Below are 20,905 nucleotides of genomic sequence, written 5' to 3'. Positions count from 1 at the left end.
GTCGGGGCGGTCGCGGGTGGTGGCGGGTCGTCCGGCCCGGGGTCCGGCGTCGGTGTGCGGGTGGCGACGGCGGCGTCCAACCAGCGGGCCTGGGCGTGCAGCACCGGCTGGTCGAAGACGAGTGCGGCCGGTACCTCGACCCCGAACGCCTGGGTGGCGAGGGTGCCGAGTTGGGTGGCCTTCAGCGAGTCGCCGCCGAGGGCGAAGAAGTCGTCGTCGCGGCCGACCCGGGCGACGGTGAGGACCCGGGCCCAGAGCAGGCAGAGGGCGGACTCGACGGGGGTCGTCGGTGGTTCTCCGGTGGGTTGCGCCTGGGCGGTGAACAGCGCCCGCAGTTCTGCCTTGCGGACCTTGCCGCCGTCGTTGCGGGGCAGGGAGTCGACCAGGATCAGCCGGGTCGGCCGCTCGTGCGGGGCGAGCCGTTCGGCGAGGAAGGCCCGCAGGACGGCCGGTTCCACCGGTGTCCGGGCGACCACCGCCGCCGCGAGCATCGTGCCCATCGTCGGGTGCGGTACCCCGACCACGGCCGCGTCGCCGACCGCCGGGTGCTCGAACAGGGCCGCCTCGACCTGGGGTGTGGACACCTTGAACGCCCCGGACTTCACCACGTCGCTCTCCCGGTCGACCAGGTGCAGGTACCCGTCGTCGTCCAGGTAGCCGAGGTCGCCCATCCGGACCCAGCCGTCCTGGAACACGGCCGCGCTCGTCTCCGGGTCCCGGTAGTACGCGCGGGGCGTGGTCGCCGAGCGGAGCCGGACCTCGCCCACCGTGCCGGCTGGCAGCCGTACCCCGTCCGGGTCGCTGATCATGAGTTCGGCCCCGGCGGCGGGTCGCCCCAGCGCGGCCGGGCGGTCCGGGTCGAAGACCACGGTGGTGTGTGCCGGGGCGGCCTCGGTGGAGGTGTAGTTGTTCACGATGGTCGCGCCGGGCAGGGCGGCCTGCAACGTCCGGGCGACCGCCGCCGGCAGCGGTGCCGCGGACGAGGCGAGCAGCAGGACGCTGGACAGGTCGAACCGGTGCGTGACGTCCGGCCGGGCCAGCTCGATCGCCATTGCCGGGACGACGAAGACGGTGCCGATCCGGTACCGCTCGATCAGCGCGGCGAACGGTGCCGCCGCGAACCGGGGCAGGACCACCGCGGTCGGCCGGGCGACGAGCGCGTGCAGCAGCATGGTCTGCGCCGCGTTGGTGCCGATCGGGAAGGCGTGCAGGAAGTGCCGGGAGTGGGCGAGCGGTCGGCGGCGCGGCCGGGGGGTGAGGCCGAACGTCAGGTTCGCGTGGCTGGCGGCCACCCCCTTGGGGGTGCCGGTGGTTCCCGAGGTGAAGATGATCTGGGCCAGGTCGTCCGGGTCGACCCGGCGGTCGACAGGTTCCGCCGGCCCCTCGTCGAGGTCGGTGAGGAGCGCGGTCCAGCCGCCGAACGGTATGGGCGTGGGCTCCGGGTCGGGCCCGGCGACGCGGATCAGGCCACTGGCGCCGCACCGTTCCAGCAGGTCCTGTAGCTGGGGCGGGGCGGCCCGTTCCGGTAGTGGTACCGCGACCGCGCCGACCGAGACGACGGCGCCGTAGGCGACCGCGAACGCGGTCCAGTCCGCCCCGCCGACGTGCAGGCCGATCCGGTCGCCCCGGCCGACCCCGTGCCGCAGCAGCCCGTGTGCGACCGAGTCGGCCCGGCTCCGCCACCGGGCGAAGGTCAACTCGTCGCTGTCCTGCGGTCCGGGCACGAGCAGGCCGACCTGGTCCGGCTCGGCCTCGGCCCGGGCGGTGAGCAGGGCCGGCACGGTGGTGGGGGGTTCAGTGGCCACCGGTACCACCGGCCGTGTCCAGGGCCGGAACGTGGTCGACAGGCGGGATGGCCGGTCGGGGCGGCCGGTCGCCGGCCCCGGGCAGTGGCAGCCCGAACCGCCGGGCCGCCGTACGCACCGCCGCGTGCAGGCCGGTCGGTACCTGGTGGCCGAACCGGTCCAGGTAGGCACGGAGGTGTTCCGGGTCGTCCCGCAGGAACATGAAATCGGTCGGCACCATGTGCCGGATGACGAGCAGCGGTACCGGGCAGCGCAACGGCCGGAACGACTCGTTCCACAGTCCCGGCTTGGCCGGCGGGCCGGCGTGGAACTCGCCGAGCATCAGGCCGTGCCGTACGTACTGCGACTTGAGTCGGGCCTGTGTCGCGTCGACGACCTCGGGCAGATCCTCGTCCCGCAGGTCGGGAAGGGCCAGCAGGATCGTGGTGAGCCGGGCGTCCGCACCGTGTTGCCGGCTCAGCCCCGGAAACCAGTCCCGGTAGACCAGCAGCCGCCGTTCCAGGCTGGCGGGCGGGTGCGTGCGTCCCGGACAGACGGCCAGGTAGAACGCCGACCGGTCCAACGACACGGCCGCGTACGGACAGACGTTGCCGGCGCGGCCGAGCTGCGGGTGTGGGTGGCACAGGTACTCCCGGGCCCAGGTCACCACCGTGCGCAGCGGTTCCAGCCAGGGTCGTACGGCCGGCTCCGGCGGGTCCTGTTCGAGATCCCCGACCTCGAACAGCGTGTGGCCGGTGTCCACGGGATGGGTCAGCATGACGGCCTCTCGTCTGCCTCGTCGCTGGTCTGGCCCGCCCGTGTGCCGGCCCGTCGGCTGCTGCGTCAGGTCACATCCGGCGCCGGGACACGCACGGTGAGCGGGGGGCTGCGGTGGAGCGGGGGAGCCTGGCTGACCGAGCCCGGCGTCGGACCCACGATAGTGAGCGCTCCGAGAAAGTGTAAGTAGTCCTAACAGTATAGATAACTGTCCTAACAGTTGAGCGCGGACGACATCCGTCGGAGTCCACAGAGGACATCCTCCCGTCGTTCCGGGTGTCGGGGTTGCCGGCAGCCGCACGACGCCGGACACCGTGCGGTGGTCCCTGGTTCCGGCGTCCGTCAGGGCTGGCGCTGAAGCCTCGGTCAGGGTCAGTCGGAGGCGTTCAGGAGGGAACGGCCGGTCGGGGTGAGGACGTGCAGGACGCTCTGCCGGCGGCGGGTGGTGGTGATGAGCCCGGCGGCGCGGAGCACGGTGGCGTGTTCGCTGGCGCTGCTGAGGCTGATCCGGGCGGTCGCGCCGAGTTCACTGGTGGTGCAGCCGGGCCGGTGGGCCGCCGAGGTGCAGCTCACCGGTGAGCCCGGTGGGAATCTCCAGGACGGGTGGGTTCCAGTGGATCTCCGGCGGACACAGGTGGTCGATCCCGTGGTCGGCCAGGTCCCGGGCCCGGGTGGCCCGGTCGGCGGCAACCAGGGCGGTCACCTGGTCCCAGGAGGGGGCGACCAGCGTGGCATGTAGCTGACCGAGGACATCGGCGAGACGTTGGAGGATCCCGGGGTCCTCGCCGAGCCGGCACGCCCAGCCCGGCACCGGTCGTTCCCCGGCGAAGCGCGCCATCTCCCGGTGGATCCCGGACCGGGGTGTGGACCGGACCTGCTCCAGGCACGCCTGCACGTCACCGAGCCGTGCCAGGGCCAGGAAATTCGGCGAGTAGCCATGGGCCGGCGCCAGGTCCAAGACCAGTCGGGCGGCGAATGTGCCACTCAGGTTCACCTGCCCACCGCCGAGTTGACCGCCCGCCGCAGGCTGGTCGCGGAACTGCCCGAGGCCGACCGTCGGATGCTGGCGGACCTGGCGACCCGACGGGACGCGACGATCGCCCGCGCCGAGACGGCCCTGCGGAGCTGACCTTCCCCAGCATCCCTACTGCCGGGACCCGGGTGGTACCCGGAGGTCGGCGTCTTGCCGGGATCTGCCATTCTCGGGGCGGTGACGACCGGCCAGCCACCCCGCCCCCGCCGTACCCGCCGCCGGGCCCTCTGGATCGTGCTCGCGCTCGGCGCGGTCGGGATCCTCGCCGCCGCTGCCGTGGTCGTCGTGCCGCTGCTGCTGCCGCCGGGTCCGCGTCCGCTGTTCCAGCTTCCGGTCGCCTGCGGTGAGACCTGGCAGCTCGGCACGTACCCGGGGCACGACGACTACGACGTGGACCTCTTCCCGACCAGGGGCGAGGCGTGGGGGCGGCCGGTGCTCGCGTCGTACGCCGGTGAGGTCACCGTGGCGGGCATCAACGGGTCGTTGGGTGGTCGTACCCCGGACAACCCGGACGGGCCACGCGGCCGGGGCGGTGGCTACTGGGTGAAGATCGACCACGGTGGCCGATGGGAGACGCAGTACCTGCACCTGCTCGAACCCCCGATGGTGGAGGTCGGCCAGCGGGTCGTGCAGGGCCAGCAGATCGGACGGGTCGGCAGTACCGGCAACTCCGGCGCGCCGCACCTGCACTACGAGCAGCGTCGGGGCTGGGAGAAGGTCGAGACGCACTTCGACGGCGTACCGTCCGGCATCACCCACGACGACACCGAGTACACGGTCCGGCGTAAGAGCAACAACTGCCCCTCCGGGCAGCGCTGACCGACGCCCACCGGCCGGCTGTCCCGAGGGCCGGCGCTCCCGAGGGCCCGGCGGTCACCGGTGCCGGCGGGAGCCGGCCAGCCGCAGCGCGTTGCACACGTCGACGACGCCGTGGGTGTCCCAGGCGAGTTCGGCGGCGGCGCGACGGGTCTGCGGGTCGGTGACGACGCCGGTGAGGATGACCACGCCGTTCTGCACGGTCACCACGATCCGCCGCCGACGGGTGGACCAGTCACCGGCGAGTCGCTGCGCGACGAGCACCGCGAGCCGCCCGTCCGCGTCGACCGGCGCGGACGGCTGCGGTTGCGCGTCCCAGGGCTGGTGGTCCGGGAACGGCCAGGGCATCACCATGTCGGGGTTGCTCCTCGAAGCTGCGGAAACGGTGGTCCGATCGACGTCGACCGGACAGCGCGGGTCGGTCAGGGCCGACCGGACAGGGCGGGCGGTGCCTGCCTGGCCGGGCGGGACGCGTGAGCCAGGTGGGTGAGGGCGGCCTCCCGGCTGTCGAAGATCGGGAAGGCACCGTCCAGGCGCATGGTGTGCAGGACGGTGCGCACGAACCGGGACGGGGCCGCCAGGCAGAGCACCGCACCCCGGTCGCGGGCGTCGCGGTGGGCCCGTACCAGCAGGCCCAGGCCGGTCGGGTCGATCAGGGGTACCCGGCCGAGGTCCACCACGATGTGCCCGCCCATGTCCTCGGCATGGCGCAGCGCGGTGCGGAGCGTGTCGCCGCTGTCCACGTCGAGGTTGCCGTCGGCGGTGACCACCGTCGTGTCGTCGAGGTGGTCGATGCCGAGGATCCCGCCCGGCGTCCGGTCCACGTCCCGGTCCGGTGCGGTCCCGGCCGGCAGCGGAGTGCAGGGCGGGCAGCGGTGCGGCCCGGTGGCGAACGGCGAGCCGCTCCAGCCGTGCTCGGCGATCAGGGTCCACACCACCTCGGCGTCGGGTAGCACGCAGGCGGTGCCGGTGACGCTGGTTCCGCAGCTGTCGCAGATCAGGGTCATCCGGGTGTCGTCGGGCACGACGGTCATCGGGTGGGTCCTTCCTGGGGCCGCCGGGAGGATGACGGTTCGGCGGTCGGGTACCGGGGGTGGGTGCGGGGAGCGCGGCCGGTGGCGGTGACGGCGAAGCCCACCGCCGCGCCGGCTGCGCCGGTCTGTACCAGCAGCTCGCGGAGGCCCGGAACGCCGGCATCGGCCCCGGTGTCGATGTCGACGCCGGCCAGGCGGGTGGCGATCGTGCCGGCCAGGGCGGCGGCGACGCCGATGGTCGGGCCGAGCCACCGTGGTACGCGCCGGGGGCCGGGAATGGCGAGTCGGCCGAGCGCCCCGACCAGCGCGCCGACGGCGAGGGCGCTGAGCAGGCTGCCGACGGTCATCCGGCGCTCCCTTCCTCGCGTACCGGGACGGCTCCACCCTGCCGGTCGGGCTTGGCGGTCACCGCGCGGAACCATGACAGTTGCGTGACAAATCCCCGGACCGGCCGGCACGGTTGGCGACCGGCCCCGGGCAGCGGGGATGATGCGCGGCATGAGCGCGGTACTGGTGATCGAGGACGACGACCGGATCCGCCTGGCGCTGCAACTGGCCCTGGAGGACGAGGGGTACGACGCCTGTGGCGCGGCCACCGCCGAGGAGGGGCTGCGGACGCAGCGACGGCAGCCGGCCGACTACGTCCTGGTGGACCTGATGCTGCCCGGGATGGACGGCTTCGAATGCATCCGGCAGCTCCGCCGTGACGACGACGTGCCGATCGTGGTGGTCAGTGCCCGTGACGACACCCACGACATCGTGGCCGGGCTGGAGGCCGGGGCCGACGACTACGTGGTGAAGCCGGTGGCGATCAAGGAGCTGACCGCCCGGTTGCGGGCGTTGCGTCGTCGGGCCCGGCCGGTGGCGCCGGCCGACCCGCCGGGGTACACGGTCGGTGAGCTGCGGATCAGCCCCCAGGCCGGGGAGGTGTTCCGGGGCGGTGTGGCGGTGTCCCTGACCCGTACCGAGTTCCGGCTGCTGTGCGAGCTGGCCGAGCACGCCGGCCGGGTGCTGTCCCGCCAGCAGCTGCTGCAACGGGTGTGGGGGTACGACCACGGCGACGAGCGGCTGGTCGACGTGCACGTCGGCCGGCTGCGGCAGAAGATCGAACCGGATCCGGGCAGTCCCCGTCACGTGGTCACCCTGCGGGGGCTGGGCTACAAGTTGCAGCGATGAGACGCCCCGGACTGCGTACCCAGGTCAGCGCCGCCTTCGCCGTCGGTGCCCTGCTGCTGTCGACCCTGATGGCCCTGGTGTCGTACGAGCTGACCCGGCGGTCCCTGCTCGACGAGCGGGAACGCACCGCGGTGCGCTCGGCCTACTTCGACGCGAGCGTGGTGCGGGCCGGGCTGGACACCGACGATCCGGACGTGGTGCAGGTGCTGCGGTCGCTGGACACCGGTAGCAGCCGCCGTCCGGTGCTGCGCCTCGACGGTCGCTGGTACGTGCGGACCGCCGAGTCGGGGCTCACCGCCGCGATCCCGGAACGGCTGCAACGGATCGTCGCCGCCGGGGAACCGGCGGTGCAGCGGGTCCGGGTCGAGGGTCGGCCCGCGCTGCTGGTCGGGGTGCCGTTGTCCGCCTCGGCGACCTACTACGAGGTGACCTCCCTGGCGGAGCTGGAGCAGACCCTGCGGGTGCTGGCCGTCGCGCTGACCGCGGTCGCGATCACGGTCGCCGGCTCCGGTGCCGCGATGGGGTGGTACGTGACCCGGCACAGTCTGCGTCCGCTGACTGCGGTGGCCGATGCGGCGGCCCGTATCGCCGCCGGTGAGGTCGCCACCCGGCTCAGTCCGGCCACCGACCCCGACCTGGACCGCCTCGCCACCTCGTTCAACCAGATGGTGGACCAGCTCGCGCGGCGTATCGAGCGGGACCGCCGGTTCGCCGCGGACGTCGCCCACGAGCTGCGCTCACCGTTGCAGACGCTCTCCGCCGCGGCCAGTGTCCTGGCGCGTCGGCGGGAGCACCAGGACGAGCGGACGGCCATCGCGTCCCGGCTGGTCGCCGACGAGATCGACCGGTTCCAGCGGTTGGTCAACGATCTCATCGACCTGGCCCGTGGCGATCAGGCCGCGCACCGTACCCCGGTCGACGTGGCCGGGCTGGCCCGGAACGCCTGTACGGACCGGGGCCTGCCGGTCTCGCTGGTCGAGGTCGGGGCGGAGCTGCCGGGGACGTGGCAGGTGGACCGGCGCCGGGTGGCGCAGATCCTGGCTAACCTGCTGGACAACGCCGTCACCTACGGCGGCGGGCCGACCGCTGTCCGGCTCGGCCGGACCGGTGACGCCGGGGTGGTGGAGGTCGACGACGCCGGTCGGGGGGTGCCGGTCGAGGACCGCGAGGCGATCTTCGACCGGTTCGTCCGGGGCCGGGCCGCGCACGGGCGCGGAACCGGTGACGGTACCGGGCTGGGGCTGGCGCTGGTCGCCCAGCACGCCGCCGCTCACGGCGGGCACGCGGACGTGGGGGACCGGCCCGGCGGCGGGGCCCGCTTCCGGGTCGTGCTGCCCGGGAGCCTGCGGTGAGCCGCCGACCGCTGGCGCTGCTCACCGTGGTGGCGGTGCTGGCCGGCTGCGGGGTACCCACCGACGAGGGGCCCCGGGTCGTGCAGCCCCCGCCGGGTCCGTTCGCCTTTCCCGGTCCGGTCGAGCCGACCGCGACGGGCACCGGTGCCGGGGTGGGGGAGACGCTGTGCCTGGTACGCGACGACCGGCTGGTGCCGGTCCGGCGGCGGGCCGACCGGCCGTCGACCCCGCAGGAACAGCTCGGTCACCTGCTGGCCGGGCCGAGTGCGGCAGAGCGGGACCGTGGGCTGGGCAGTGCCCTGCCCGGGGCGGTCACCACGGCTTCGGTCACGGTGACCGGGACCGCCGCCCGGGTGGTGGTGGACGAGGCGGGTGGGGAGACCGGCCGCAGTGACGAGGTGCTCGCCTACGGCCAGATCGTCTGTACCCTGACCGACGGTCCGGATGTCACCACCGTCAGTTTCGTGCGGGACGGGAGCCCGCTGGAGGTGCCCAGGGCGGACGGTTCGCTGTCCACCGAGCCGCTGACGCGTGCCGACTACGTACCGTTGATCAGCCCTTCCTGATCCGGCCGGGCCGCCATGTTCTCCTCGTCGTCGAGCAGGAGACGTCGTAGCTGCCGCCGTTGTGGCCGGCTGAGTACGAACTCGGTGAGTGCGGTGGCCACGCAGACCCCGGCGAGCCAGCCCAGTGCCCCCAGCGCGTGGGTCGCCGCCGTCAGGGGCAGCAGTGCCAGGAGAACCGCGACCGCGCCGAGCCGGGGCCAGACGAGAGCGCGGGTCACCTGCCTCAGCCGTAACTGGAACGCGGCGTGGGCCAGCAGGTAGAGCGCCACCCCGCCGTACATGGCGTACCGGCCGAGGTCGTGCAGCGGGATGTCGAGCCGTGGGTCCTGCCGTTCCCCGACGAGGGTGGTCATGTGTTTCAGCCCGAGGGCCAGCAGGATCACCCCGATGATCATCGGCAGGTGCAGGAAGGTGTACCCGCTGCGGGCGAGGGCCACCCGGCCGGCCAGGTCCGCCGAGTACAGGGCGTGCTCACCAGCCAGGGTGGTGAGGTCGAAGTAGATCCACTCCAGGGCGCCCGCGATGACGACGGCGAGTGCGGAGGCGATGAACAGGCCGGCCGAACCGGGTAGATCGGTGCCGGCGATGCCGATGGCCACCAGCACCTCGCCGAGCGCCACGATGATGATCAGGTTGTGTCGTTCAGCCCAGTGGCGTGCGGAGTGGATGGCGCGATCGGGGAAGGGCAGGGCCATGCCGGCGGCGTAGTCCACGCCGATCGCCAGCACCCAGAGCAGCACCTGACCGGTGGCGACGGTACGGGCGCCGGCCGCACTCCCGGGGAGCAGCGCGGCGGCGAGGAGCAGGCCCGCCGCGACGCACATCGGCACGGTCAGGGCGACCACGTCCCGGAACCGCAGCCCCGGGGTCGCGTACATCCGGAGGGCCAGGTACATCAGCCGGAGCAGGAAGAAGCAGCCGACGAACCAGACCGGGGTGAAGGCGCCACCGGGAAAGTCCTCGAACGCCTCCCGGGTGGCGACCGCCAGGACGAACATCACCGGTGTCGCCGCCAGGAGGGTGAACCGGGCCAGGCCGTAGTCGGCGCGTACCCGGTTGCCCAGCCAGGCGAACAACGACCACGACCACCAGAGCATGACCAGCACGAGGAGCCCGTGCAGGACGCCGAGGGCGTCGCCCTCGTCGACCACCAGGGTGGTGACCTGGAGGAAGGCGAACACGAAGACCAGGTCGAAGAAGAGTTCCGCCGGGGTGGCCCGGGACTGCTCGGTGACCGGCCGCAGACCGGGACGCAGCCGTTCGACCGCCACCCGTCCTCCCGCTGTTCACTGGCCGGCGGCCCGGGCGGACCGCGGTGGCTGCCGGGACATCGCTTCCCCATTCCTTTTGGCTCCCGGCGTGCGACTTCCCGGACACCGGGCCGGTAAACCCGGGCCGGAGACCGGTCACGCGCGGAGGTTCGGGTGACGGATGCGCCGAGCCCTCGTGGTGGTGCGCGGTGCCGGACCGGATCGGGGCCGCCCGCGCGAGTGCACCTCACGCGGACGGCCCCGGGTCGACCGGTGCGGGCTACGCCTTACCGAGCTTCCAGAGCTGGTTGGGGTAGCCGTTGCAGCCGTACTGGACGATGTCCGCGCCGGTCCAGCCGGCACCGGCCACGTCCAGGCACTTACCGCTGACGTGGTTGGGGCTCACCTGGTAGTAGCCGTCGCGGACGTAGGTGAGGTCCCACTCCTGGTTGGCGCCGGTGCCGCAGGTCCACTGCACCACGTCGGCGCCGTCGGTCCCGGAGGCGCCCGCCACGTCGAGGCACATCGTCGGGGCGTGGGACGGCTTGAGGCGGTAGCCGTTGGCCGTCTTCTCCAGCGCCCACCGCTGGTCGGTCGTGCTCGTGCACGGCCACTGGATGACGTCGCCCCCGGCGGCCGGGTTGCTGTTGGCCACCCCGACGCACTGCTGGCTGTGCTGTGCCACGAGCTGGGTGTTGGTCACGTCACGGCGCCAGCAGCGCTCGGCGCCGGGGGTGCTGTGGCCGAAGGCGGCGCCGGTGCAGGAGACGCCCCCGGTGTGCACGGCGCGGACCTCGTTGCCGTCGGCACCGTATCGGACCTCGGAGGTACCGGTGAACGCGCAGGTCTGCCCCTCGGTGGCGCACTGCGTCCAGGAGGAGTCCTCGACCACGATCCGGTCGACGTTCCCCCAGACCCCGCCGCCGGCTCCGCCGGTCTGGCCGAGGACGCGGACGCGCAGGGTGTGCCGGCCGGCGGGCAGGTTGGCGCTGGTCCAGGCATGTACGCCGTCGAGCCGGACGGTGTTGTAGAGGTTGACGGTGGTCTCGGCCCCGCCGTCGACGGAGACGCCGATGCGCCCGCTGGTCGGGGCGAGGGTGGAGAAGAGGGTGGCCTTCGTGCCGTGGAAGGTGTAGGTGGCGGTGGCCCCGGTGGACTGGGAGGAGTGCTCGTCCTGGTCCCACAGCCCGTACGCGCCGATTGCGCCGCCGCTGTAGCCGTTGTCGGACCAGGATCCGGCGTAGCTGGCGGCGGAGTCGTTGACGATCTCGGCGGTGGTGGCGGCGGCGTTGTGGTCGACGTTGCTGATCACGTACGACACGACCGAGTTGGCAGGCACGTTCGCGGCCAGCGTGGAGCCGACGGTGACCGAGGGGAGCTGGGCGAGGTTCTCGGTGGCGGAGGTGCGCCACACCTGCGCGGTGGCGCCGGTGGTGGTGAACCGGCTGAGGTCGAAGTTGACGGGCAGGTTCTCTGCGGTGTCGTTGTAGGTGACCAGGACCAGCTTGCGGGTGACCGGGTCGAAGGCGGCGACGGACTTGCCGTTACCGGCGTCGATGATCTTGTAGCCGGGCTTGATGAACTTGCTGTACTGGCCGAGCGTGTAGAACTGCTTCTGGATGTCGTAGGTCTGCGCCGAACCGTCCATGGGCGCCTGGATCAGGCCCCAGTACCCGGGGCCGCTGCCCCGGGAGCTGTCCTCGATCGCCTGCCAGTAGAGCCAGCCGTTGGCGCCGACGTAGGACAGGTCGTTGGTGACCCGGGTGGCCAGTTCGAGGCCGGCGTCGAGCTCGGAGGTGATGTTGTAGCCACCCCAGTCGGCCGGTCCCCACTCGGACTGCCAGAACCGCATGTCGCGGGCGCGGACCCGGTCGCGGATCGGCGCGGCGTCGGAGCCGGCGTAGCCGTGCGCGTTGACCTGGCGGACCTCGTTGCGGGCGGCCTCGGACAGGGCGTCGTACTCGGAGACCATCAGCCAGTAGTTGTTGCTGTCGGTGGCGGCGAGTTCGGTGTTCATGCCCCGGCTGGTCAGGGCCGACCGCAGGTTGGTGAGGATCGCGCTCTGCTCACCGGCGGTCAGGTAGGTGCCCTCCTGGTTGTTGCCCCAGCACCACCAGCCGTTGGACGGCTCGTTGAACGGTTCGATGGTCCGGAAGTTGACCTTGGGGCTGCCGGCGCCGTCGACGCCGACGGTGGCGAAACGCTGCGCCACGGTGGCCAGGTAGGCGGCGAAGTCGTCCTGTTGGTCGGAGCGCAGGTTGCTGTGTGAGCAGCCCTGCCAGGAGTTGTACGAGTAGCGCCCGGCGGGGTGGCCGCTGTGGGTCATGAACCAGGGTGCCGAGTTGGCGAAGAGTTCGAAGGTGCCCACGCCGCGCTGGGCGGCCTGGGCGAGGACCCAGCGCTGGTTGGCGTCGACGGTCCAGTTGTAGCTGCCGTCGGCCTGGATGAGGCTGTCGATCCAGGCGCCGTTGCGGGGTGGCAGGTGCGGGTCGACGACCGGGTAGCTGACGCCCGGTTCGCTTGCCCCGGCGTTGTAGCGCACGATGCCCAGGTCGATGCCCTGCACGGTCTGCCCGTCGACGGTGAACGAGTCGGAGAACAGGTAGTCCATCAGCCGGGTGCGGGTGGGTTCGTTCCACCCACCGACGACGTCGCTCCACCAGGCCAGCGAGGTGCCGAACCCCTGGAACTCGTCCTGGAGCACCAGGTTGGGGTTGACCGGGGAGGTGATCGCGACCGAGGCCGCAGCGGGGGACGGGTTGAGGCCGACGGCGCCGGCGGCCACAGTCAGGAGCACTGTTCCTAACAGGGTGGTACGTCTCATCTGTTGTGCCTCCATCAGCACGTCCGCGTCCGGTCCCAGGTGGCCGGTGGTGGTGGGGGTGTGGCCACCCGGGCCGGGACGACCGCCCGCGCGGGGCGACCCGGGCAGGTCACCGGGGGCGGCGGAATACACGGTGCATTATTCCGAGGGAAATAACTAGTCTTGACAGAAGTATTTCCGAGACCAAAAATAACCCTCCGACCCTGACCCTGCTGGGAGCGTTGATGCGTACTGCCGCCGACATCCGCCGGATGAACTCGTTCGCCGTCGTCCGGGCGATCCACGCCAACGGCGGGGCCAGCCGTCGCGAACTGGTCGACATCACCGGACTGAGCTTCGCGACGGTGGCGGCCATCTGCACCAAGCTGCTGGAGCTCGGCGTCATCGCCGAGGTGGCCCGCAAACGCGCCCCGGCCGGCCGTCCCACGGCGACACTGTCCCTCAACCCCGAGCACGGATTCCTGCTCGGCGTCGACATCGCCGAGACCTACGTGCACGTCGAGGCGTTCGACGCGGCGTTGGAGCCGATCTCGTCGACGCAGTACGACATCGACACGCACGAACGCAGTCCGGACCAGGTCGTCGAACGGGTCAAGAGCGCCATCGCCGCCGAACGGGCCCGACACCAGGGTCGCGCCCTGCTCGGGGTGGGGGTGTCCGCGCCCGGGCAGGTCGACCAGGTCGGCGGCACCTCGGTGTTCGCCCCGAACTGGGACTGGCACGACGTCCCGTTACGGGACATGCTGGCCGACTCCGTCGACGCGCCGCTGTTCCTCGACAACCCGCTCAAGTCCCTGGCCATCGCCGAGATGTGGGCCCACCCCGAGCGCAGGGGACAGGACTTCGTGGTGCTCAACCTGGGCACCGGCGTGGGCGCGGGCATCGCCATCGGTGGTCGGGTGGTCCGGGGCCGGATGAACAGTGCCGGCGAGTGGGGCCACATGGTGATCGTCGCCGACGGGCGTGCCTGCCGGTGCGGCTCCCGGGGCTGTGTCGAGGCGTACGTCGGTGCCCCGGGGATCCTCCAGACCCTGCGGGAGGCGTACCCGGACAGCCCGTTGCTGCACGGCGACGACCAGACCGCCACCATCGCCGCACTCGCCGCGGCGGCCGACGACGGCGACCCGGCCGCCCTCGACGTCATCGAACGCACCAGCCACTACCTGGGCATCGCCACCGCGTCCATCGTCAACCTGCTCAACCCGGACATCGTGCTACTGGGTAGCTGGGTGGCCGAACTTCTCGGCAAGCACCTGCTCGACCGCGCCCGCACCCACCTCCAGGCCCACGCCCTCGCCGTACCGATGGCCGCGGTGGCGTTCGAACTGCAACACCCCCGGGGCAACTCGGTCAGCCTCGGCTCGGCCACGTTCGCCCTGGAGGGCTACCTCGACTCGGTCCCGGACGGCACGACCGACCCGGAGACCACCCCCCGCCGACGCACCGTCGGCTGAACCACCACACCACCACACCACCACCTCGAAGGGACCCTTGATGTCTACCGAACCCCTCCCGCGTCTGCGGCGCCGCCGCATCGGCGCGGCACTCCTGGCCGCCGGCCTGGCCGTCGCCGGCCTGACCGCCTGCGCCGACGAGGAGAAGCCCGGCGGGCCGACCAGCCTGACCCTCACCATCTGGGGCAACGCGAACGACAAGACCGTCATGGACCAGCGGCTGGCGTTGGCGAAGAAGGCGCTGCCCGAGATCGACGTCAAGCTGGTGCAGATCTCCGAGGAGTACAACACCAAGGTGCAGACCATGTTCGCCGGGGGGAAGGCCCCCGACGTGCTCATGCTGTCCGAGGAGATCAACGTGTACTCCAGCAAGGGGCAGCTGGAGGACCTGACGCCGCACCTGAAGAAGGCGAACGTCGACCCGGTCGCCCGGTTCGGGCAGGGCCCGGTGGACACCTACTCCACCGACGGAAAGCTGTGGGCCGCCCCGGACCGGGGCGGCGCGATGGTCCTCTACTACAACAAGGCCATCTTCGACGCCCAGGGTGTGGCCTACCCCGACGGCACCTGGGACTGGGCGAAGTTCCGCGAGGCCGCGCAGAAGCTCACCGTCCGCGAGGGCGGCAAGGTCAAGTCCTGGGGGTACGCCGCCGGTGACTGGTGGCCCTGGCTGCTGACCTGGATGTACCAGAACGGCGGTAGCGTGCTCGACGCCGCCGGCAAGCCGGTGGCCAACTCGCCGGCCAACGTCGAGGCGATCCAGTTCTACAACGACCTCGTGCTCAAGGACAGGTCCGCGCCGTCCCCGATCGACTACGCCAACGCCGGCCTGAGCAACGGCCAGCCCGACGCGCTGTTCGCCCAGGGCAAGCTGGCCATGGGGACCACCGGGTTCTGGAACATCGCCTCGCTGAAGGACTCCAAGCTCAAGTGGGACATCGCCCCGCTGTGGCAGGGCAAGCAGAAGGCCGTTCCGGCGTTCGGTAGCGGTCTGGCCGTGTCCAGCCAGTCCAAGCACAAGGACGCCGCAGCCCGGCTCGTGGCGTTCCTCACCTCCGCCGAGGGGCAGGCCCCGATCGTCACCAGCGGTCTGGACGTCCCGTCGAACCTGGAGGTCGTCAACTCCGACGCCTTCAAGAAGCCCGCGTGGAACACCACCGGGGTGAACCTGGCGGCCTTCACCGAGTCCGCGTCGGCGATCTACAGCCCGCCGCTGGTGCCCGAGTGGAACGAGATCCAGAAGGCGTACACCGACGAGATGGCTCCGGTCTGGAACGGCAAGGACTCCGTCCAGGCCGGCCTGGACCGGGTGCAGAAGTCCCTGGAACGCATCCTCAGCTGACGTCGGCGACGCGGTGCCGGGCGATCCGTCCCGCCCGGCACCGCACCAGGAAGGAAAGCCATGGCGATCGTCGCCACCCCCGCCCGCCGTCGCGCCGGTTCCCGCTTCCGCCGCCGCGAGACGTGGCTGTTCTACGCCTTCGTGTCACCGTGGATCGTCGGATTCGTGGTCTTCACCGCCATCCCGATGATCGCGTCGCTCGGCCTGTCGTTCACCGACTGGGACTCGTTCTCCACCCCCCGGTTCATCGGCTTCGACAACTACCTCGAACTGTTCACCGAGGACCCGCTGTTCTGGCCCGCGCTGGGCCACACGCTCTACTTCGCGGCCGTGTCGGTGCCGCTGTCGCTGCTGATCGCGCTCTTCCTGGCGAACCTGCTGAGCCGGCCGATGCGGGGCGCGCGGTTCTTCCGGACCGTCATCTACATCCCGGCGCTGGTCCCGCTCGTCGCCTCCGCGATGATCTTCCGCTGGTTGCTGGCCCCGCAGACCGGGCCGGTCAACGGGTTCCTCGCCCTGTTCGGCATCGAGGGCCCGGCCTGGCTGCTGGACGAGGACTGGGTGATCCCGGCGATCATCCTGCTGTCCCTGTGGCAGGTCGGTGCGGGCACCATCCTGCTGATCGCCGCGTTGCAGGGCGTACCGCCGGAGTTGTACGAGGCGGCCCGGATCGACGGGGCCAGCCGCGCCCAGCGGTTCTGGCGCATCTCGGTTCCCCTGGTCACGCCCATCCTGTTCTTCAACCTGATCACCGGCATGATCGCCGCGTTCCAGGTCTTCTCCCAGGTGTACGTGCTGACCGACGGCACCTCCGGCCCCTCCAACGCCAGCCTCATGCTCGTGCCCTACGTCTACGACAACGCCTTCCGCTACTACCACATGGGCTACGCGTCCGCGCTGGCCTGGGTCCTCTTCGTCATCATCATGATCTTCAGTGTCGGCGTCCTCCGCTCGTCGCGGGGCTGGGTCTTCTACGAAACGGAGGTGCGCCGGTGAGCGCACAGGCCCGGCGGGCCGGTGGCGCGGCCACCCGGTACGCGATCCTCACCGTCGTGTCGGCGGTGCTCCTGGCGCCGCTGGTGTTCATGGTGTCGATCGCGCTCTCCAGCGACCAGACCACCCGGGAGTCGTCCTTCACCTTCCTGCCGACCGAGTTCGAGTTCGGCAACTTCGTCACCGCGTTCACCTCGGACCTGCCCATCGGCCGGTTCCTGGTCAACAGCACCGTGATCGTCGTGGTCTCCTGCATCGGCATGACCTTTTCCAGCGCCCTGGTGGCTTACGGCTTCGCCCGGCTGCGCGCCCCGGGCAAGGGCCTCATGTTCGCCGTGCTGCTGTCCACCATGATGATCCCGGCGGAGGTACTGCTCATCCCGCAGTTCATCCTGTTCCGTAACCTCGGCTGGATCGACACGCTGCTGCCGATCATCGTGCCGAACTTCTTCGCCAACGCCTACAACGTGTTCCTCATGCGGCAGTTCATCACCCGCATCCCGGGCGAACTCGACGAGGCGGCCATGCTCGACGGCCTCGGCCACTTCGGGCTCTTCCGAAAGATCATCATGCCGCTGATGAAACCCATCCTGGTCGCTGTCGCGATCTTCACCTTCACCTTCAACTGGGGCTACTTCTTCGGCCCGCTGATCTACCTCAACAGCGAGGAGAAGATGCCTCTCGCCCTCGGCATCCAGGTCCTCTCGGCCACCAGCTCCGGCGCGCAGAGCCCACCCTGGAACCTCGTGATGGTCGGCGCCCTGATCCTCATCCTGCCGATGGTCGCCGTCTACCACTTCGGCCAGAAGTACCTCTACGAAGCCGGCCTCGTCAGCGGAAGCGCAGGACTGAAATGAGAACCGTCGAACTCTCCGGCACCGAACTGCGGATCGACGGCGTACCACGGGTACTGCTGTGCGCCTCGCTGTTCCCCTTCCGGGTACCCCGTGAACAGTGGCGGGACCGGCTGGACGCGGTGGCCCGGCTCGGCTACCACGCGGTCGACGTGTACGTGCCGTGGAACTTCCACGAGACCGAACCGGGGCAGTGGGACTTCACCGGGCAACGGGACCTCGACCACTTCCTGCGGCTGGCCGGCGAGGCGGGACTGCTGGTGCTGGCCCGGCCGGGGCCGTACATCTGCTCCGAATGGGACGGCGGGGCCCTGCCCGCCTGGCTGTCGCTCGACGGCGACCTGCGGCTGCGCCAGAACGAGCCGCGCTACCTCGCCGAGGTCGACCGCTGGTACGCGCAGGTCGTGCCGATCCTGGCCCGCCACCAGTACCCCACCGGGGGGCCCGTGGTGCTGGTGCAGGTGGAGAACGAACTCGACTTCTTCGACTGCGACGACCCGGCCGGGTACCTCGACGCGCTGGCCGGCTCGGCCCGCCGCCACGGCATCACCGTCCCGCTGGTGGCCTGCGCCGGTCAGGGCGACATCGCCCGCGCCGCCGGTGGCCTGGCCGACGTCGTGGCGGCGGTGAACCTCTACCCGTCCGACGACGCACCCGACATGGAGCAGCACGCCGCGTACTTCGAGGCCGCACTGCGCAAGCAGGACCTGCCGATGCTGGTCACCGAGACCAACCGGCTGCACCGCACCCTCAAACGTCTGCTGGCCTGCGGGGTGCGCCTGCTCGGCCCGTACCTCCAGGCGTCCGGCTGGAACGGCGAGTACGGCACCGCCGTCAACAACTGGGGCGACCTGCTCGGCTTCATGACCCACGACTACGACTTCGGGGGCGTCCTCGACCCCACCGGCGCCGAACGGGCCGACGCGGCGGAGGCCCGCCGCCTGGCGGCCCTCGTCGACGCCCTCGGCCCCCGGCTGGCCGCCGCCGTCCCCGCCGGGCCGGTCACCGAGGCGGCCGGGGACCTGACGGTCGTCCCGTACGCCCTCGACCTGGCCGGGGGCGGTCAACTGCTGTCGCTGACCAACCTGGCCGACGTCGACGCGACCGCCCGCAACAACGGGCTGCCCGTCACCGTACCCGCCGGCACCTGCCTGCTGGTGCTGCGTGACCTGCCCCTCACCGAGGTCGGTGCCCGGCTGACCGCCACCGACGCGGAACTCACCGGACTCGTCGCACAGCCGGGCAGCGTACGGGTCACCGTCGCCAGCCGTGGCCCGGCGACCCTGCTGCTGGCGGTCACCGGTGCATGGTCGTCCCGGGCCGACGGCGACGCGGTGGCCGGTACCTCCGGACCCGGGACCGTACGGATCACCGGTACCGCCGGATCGGTCCGGCTCACGACACCCGCCGGCACCGTCACCGTCGGGTTCGCGCCCGCCGAACCGCCACCGGCGCCACCAGCGGCCGACCGGTCCCGGACGGTCACGGCGGTCCTCGCCGGCACCGACGACGGTGACCCCACCGCCTGGACGGCGACGGCCCGCCGCACACCGGCGCTGCCGTTGGAACGACTCGGCGTGTACCGGGGCGCGGGACGCTACCGCATCACCGCCGACCTGCGCGACGTGTGCGGGCTGGTGCTGCGCGCCGCCGCCGACGTGGTCGACGTCCGGGTCGACCGGACCGCCCTGGGCTGGACCGCCAACGGTGGGGGAGACCTGTGGGTACCGTTCACCGCACCGGTCACCCACCCCGGCACCGAGGTCGCCGTGACCGCCCGGATCTGGGGCCACACGAACTTCGACGACAGTCGCCTACCCTCGCTGCGGCTCGGGTCGCTGCGTGGCGTCGCGGGAGTCCTGGCCGTCACCGACGTGACCGACCTGTCCACCGGATGGCTCGTCGGATCCTGGGGACAGCCGGCGGTCGGCGCCGGCCTGCCGCCGCGCGGTGACCTCGGCGGCTGGATGTCCAGCCGATTCCCGCAGACCATGCGGTACCGGCGCACCGTCGAGTGGTCCGGCACGGCCGCACTGCGCGCCGAGGACGGACAGGCCCGCCTCGACGTCGCCGTGAACGGCACCCGCGTCGGGACGCTCACCCCGCTCACCCCGGTGCTGTGGCTCGGCGACCTGCACCCGGGTGACGAACTGACCGTCGACGTGCACCGCACCTGGGGCGAACCGGTCGGCCGGCTGAGCCTGCTGCGCGGCCGGGTGGTCGACGACTGGGACGTGACCCGGCAGGCCACCGGGGAACTGCTGGCGTCCCGCCGGCAGGCGCAGCTCACCTCCGTCGACCTGCCGCTCGTCGTACCGGCCGGCCAGGCCCGGTGGCTGCACCTGCCGGCCGAGGAGCCCGGGGATGCGACCACGGACCTCACCGTCCGGTTCGCCGGTACCGGGCTGCTGGCGACCGCGCTGTCCGACGGCCGCAACCTCGGGCGGGTCTGGATCGGCGGTCCACCGCCCGGCGCGACCCTGCGCGGCGGGCGCGGGGACCTGCTCATCGTCCCGGGGCCGTGGCGGCACACCGGTCTCGACCTGTACCTCGAAGCGACCACCGCCGACGCCGGGCACCTGCACACGATCATCACGGGCGGGCCGGTCGACGCCCCCCAGGAAGGCACCGACCAGTGACCACCTTCGACATCGGCGAGACGGACTTCCTTCTCGACGGCCGGCCCTTCCGGGTGCTCTCGGGAGCCATCCACTACTTCCGGGTCCACCCGCAGCTCTGGCGCGACCGGATCCGCAAGGCCCGCCAGATGGGTCTGAACACCGTCGAGACCTACATCGCCTGGAACGCCCACAGCCCCCAGCGGGGTGTCTTCCACACCGACGGTGGTCTCGACCTCGGGCGGTTCCTCGACACCGTCGCCGAGGAGGGCATGTACGCCTTCGTCCGTCCCGGCCCCTACATCTGCGCCGAGTGGGACAACGGCGGCCTGCCGGCCTGGCTGTTCCGGGACGCGGCCACCGGCATCCGGCGCCACGAGCCGCAGTACCTCGACGCGATCGCCGAGTACTACGGGCAGCTCGGCCCGATCCTCGCCCCCCGGCAGGTCGACAGTGGCGGCCCGGTCATCCTGGTGCAGGTCGAGAACGAGTACGGCGCCTACGGCGCGGACCGCGACTACCTTCAGGCCCTCACCGACCTGACCCGCAAGGCCGGCATCACCGTACCGCTCACCACCGTCGACCAGCCCGTCGACCACATGCTCCGCAACGGCAGCCTGCCCGGGCTGCACAAGACCGCCTCGTTCGGTTCCCGTTCCGTGGAACGTCTCGCCACCCTGCGCGCACACCAGCCCACCGGTCCGCTGATGTGCGCCGAGTTCTGGGACGGCTGGTTCGACCACTGGGGCGAACACCACCACACCACGCCGGTCGCCGAAGCCGCCGCAGACCTCGACGCCCTGCTGTCCACCGGTGCGTCGGTCAACATCTACATGTTCCACGGCGGCACGAACTTCGGTTTCACCAACGGCGCCAACGACAAGGGCACCTACCAGCCCATCGTCACCAGCTACGACTACGACGCACCGCTCGACGAGGCGGGCGACCCCACCGCCAAGTACTGGGCGTTCCGGGAGGTGATCGCCCGCCACACCGAGGTCCCGCCGGCCCCGTCCGCCGCACCCCCCGCGC

19 protein-coding genes are annotated in these 20,905 nt (G+C 71.7%); 10 read left to right on the top strand and 9 right to left on the bottom strand.

Going from position 1 to position 20,905, the window contains the following annotated elements:
* From GSF22_RS13580 to GSF22_RS13565, 4 genes are all read right to left on the bottom strand, one after another.
* A partial coding sequence (locus GSF22_RS13580; protein ID WP_208813917.1) for an AMP-binding protein occupies nucleotides 1-1,805 on the bottom strand: 1,805 nt, incomplete at its 3' end.
* Nucleotides 1,795-2,562: a DUF6875 domain-containing protein gene (locus GSF22_RS13575; protein WP_244367343.1), complete on the bottom strand. Its 768-nt coding sequence runs from the start codon at nucleotides 2,560-2,562 to the stop codon at nucleotides 1,795-1,797. The genes GSF22_RS13575 and GSF22_RS13580, both read right to left, overlap by 11 nt.
* Nucleotides 2,563-2,933: 371 nt before the next feature.
* A complete protein-coding gene (locus GSF22_RS13570; RefSeq protein ID WP_208813916.1) occupies nucleotides 2,934-3,134 on the bottom strand; it encodes a helix-turn-helix domain-containing protein in 201 nt (66 codons plus the stop codon).
* A complete protein-coding gene (locus tag GSF22_RS13565; protein WP_208813915.1) occupies nucleotides 3,088-3,555 on the bottom strand; it encodes a hypothetical protein in 468 nt (155 codons plus the stop codon). Before GSF22_RS13565 ends, GSF22_RS13570 begins: the two co-directional genes overlap by 47 nt.
* Nucleotides 3,556-3,771: 216 nt before the next feature.
* On the opposite strand from GSF22_RS13565, the gene GSF22_RS13560 reads away from it, so the two are divergent.
* Nucleotides 3,772-4,413 (top strand): M23 family metallopeptidase, encoded by a 642-nt coding sequence (locus GSF22_RS13560; RefSeq protein ID WP_208813914.1) that lies wholly within the window; start codon nucleotides 3,772-3,774, stop codon nucleotides 4,411-4,413.
* A 54-nt stretch (nucleotides 4,414-4,467) separates the two neighbouring features.
* On the opposite strand, the gene GSF22_RS13555 is transcribed toward GSF22_RS13560, so the two are convergent.
* From GSF22_RS13555 to GSF22_RS13545, 3 genes are all read right to left on the bottom strand, one after another.
* Nucleotides 4,468-4,764, bottom strand: a complete 297-nt coding sequence (locus GSF22_RS13555) for a BON domain-containing protein (RefSeq protein WP_208813913.1) — start codon at nucleotides 4,762-4,764, stop codon at nucleotides 4,468-4,470.
* A gap of 68 nt (nucleotides 4,765-4,832) precedes the next feature.
* A complete protein-coding gene (locus tag GSF22_RS13550) occupies nucleotides 4,833-5,444 on the bottom strand; it encodes an STAS domain-containing protein (RefSeq protein ID WP_208813912.1) in 612 nt (203 codons plus the stop codon).
* Nucleotides 5,441-5,791 (bottom strand): hypothetical protein, encoded by a 351-nt coding sequence (locus tag GSF22_RS13545; protein WP_208813911.1) that lies wholly within the window; start codon nucleotides 5,789-5,791, stop codon nucleotides 5,441-5,443. Before GSF22_RS13545 ends, GSF22_RS13550 begins: the two co-directional genes overlap by 4 nt.
* 151 nt (nucleotides 5,792-5,942) lie before the next feature.
* On the opposite strand from GSF22_RS13545, the gene GSF22_RS13540 reads away from it, so the two are divergent.
* The 3 genes from GSF22_RS13540 to GSF22_RS13530 are packed head-to-tail and all read left to right on the top strand — an operon-like array spanning nucleotide 5,943 to nucleotide 8,538.
* The gene (locus tag GSF22_RS13540; protein WP_208813910.1) at nucleotides 5,943-6,620 is read left to right on the top strand and encodes a response regulator transcription factor; all 678 of its coding nucleotides are present in this window, start codon (nucleotides 5,943-5,945) and stop codon (nucleotides 6,618-6,620) included.
* The gene (locus tag GSF22_RS13535) at nucleotides 6,617-7,972 is read left to right on the top strand and encodes a HAMP domain-containing sensor histidine kinase (RefSeq protein WP_208813909.1); all 1,356 of its coding nucleotides are present in this window, start codon (nucleotides 6,617-6,619) and stop codon (nucleotides 7,970-7,972) included. The genes GSF22_RS13540 and GSF22_RS13535 overlap by 4 nt, the downstream gene beginning before the upstream one ends.
* Entirely contained in the window at nucleotides 7,969-8,538 is a 570-nt protein-coding gene (locus GSF22_RS13530; protein ID WP_208813908.1) for a GerMN domain-containing protein, read from the top strand. Before GSF22_RS13535 ends, GSF22_RS13530 begins: the two co-directional genes overlap by 4 nt.
* Here the strand turns inward: GSF22_RS13530 and GSF22_RS13525 are convergent.
* Both GSF22_RS13525 and GSF22_RS13520 read right to left on the bottom strand, forming a co-directional pair.
* On the bottom strand, nucleotides 8,511-9,809 hold the full coding sequence (locus GSF22_RS13525; RefSeq protein WP_208813907.1) for a low temperature requirement protein A: 1,299 nt from the start codon (nucleotides 9,807-9,809) through the stop codon (nucleotides 8,511-8,513). The genes GSF22_RS13530 and GSF22_RS13525 overlap by 28 nt on opposite strands.
* A 259-nt stretch (nucleotides 9,810-10,068) precedes the next feature.
* Nucleotides 10,069-12,612 (bottom strand): glycoside hydrolase, encoded by a 2,544-nt coding sequence (locus tag GSF22_RS13520; RefSeq protein WP_208813906.1) that lies wholly within the window; start codon nucleotides 12,610-12,612, stop codon nucleotides 10,069-10,071.
* 224 nt (nucleotides 12,613-12,836) lie between these two features.
* On the opposite strand from GSF22_RS13520, the gene GSF22_RS13515 reads away from it, so the two are divergent.
* From GSF22_RS13515 to GSF22_RS13490, 6 genes are all read left to right on the top strand, one after another.
* On the top strand, nucleotides 12,837-14,066 hold the full coding sequence (locus GSF22_RS13515; RefSeq protein ID WP_244367341.1) for an ROK family transcriptional regulator: 1,230 nt from the start codon (nucleotides 12,837-12,839) through the stop codon (nucleotides 14,064-14,066).
* Between the two features lie 40 nt (nucleotides 14,067-14,106).
* A complete protein-coding gene (locus GSF22_RS13510) occupies nucleotides 14,107-15,408 on the top strand; it encodes an ABC transporter substrate-binding protein (RefSeq protein WP_208813905.1) in 1,302 nt (433 codons plus the stop codon).
* Nucleotides 15,409-15,468: 60 nt separating this feature from the next.
* Complete coding sequence (locus tag GSF22_RS13505) at nucleotides 15,469-16,404, top strand: carbohydrate ABC transporter permease (RefSeq protein ID WP_208813904.1); 936 nt, start codon at nucleotides 15,469-15,471, stop codon at nucleotides 16,402-16,404.
* Nucleotides 16,401-17,258 carry a carbohydrate ABC transporter permease gene (locus GSF22_RS34730; protein ID WP_208813903.1) on the top strand — a complete coding sequence of 286 codons (858 nt, stop codon included), beginning with the start codon at nucleotides 16,401-16,403 and terminating at the stop codon, nucleotides 17,256-17,258. Before GSF22_RS13505 ends, GSF22_RS34730 begins: the two co-directional genes overlap by 4 nt.
* The gene (locus GSF22_RS13495) at nucleotides 17,255-19,894 is read left to right on the top strand and encodes a beta-galactosidase (protein ID WP_208813902.1); all 2,640 of its coding nucleotides are present in this window, start codon (nucleotides 17,255-17,257) and stop codon (nucleotides 19,892-19,894) included. Before GSF22_RS34730 ends, GSF22_RS13495 begins: the two co-directional genes overlap by 4 nt.
* On the top strand, nucleotides 19,891-20,905 hold a 1,015-nt coding region (locus GSF22_RS13490), incomplete at its 3' end, for a glycoside hydrolase family 35 protein (protein ID WP_208813901.1). The genes GSF22_RS13495 and GSF22_RS13490, both read left to right, overlap by 4 nt.

Origin of the sequence: Micromonospora echinofusca, assembly GCF_017614955.1 — a bacterium.
Classification (GTDB): domain Bacteria; phylum Actinomycetota; class Actinomycetes; order Mycobacteriales; family Micromonosporaceae; genus Micromonospora; species Micromonospora echinofusca_A.
This window is presented reverse-complemented; position numbering and strand designations above follow the sequence as displayed.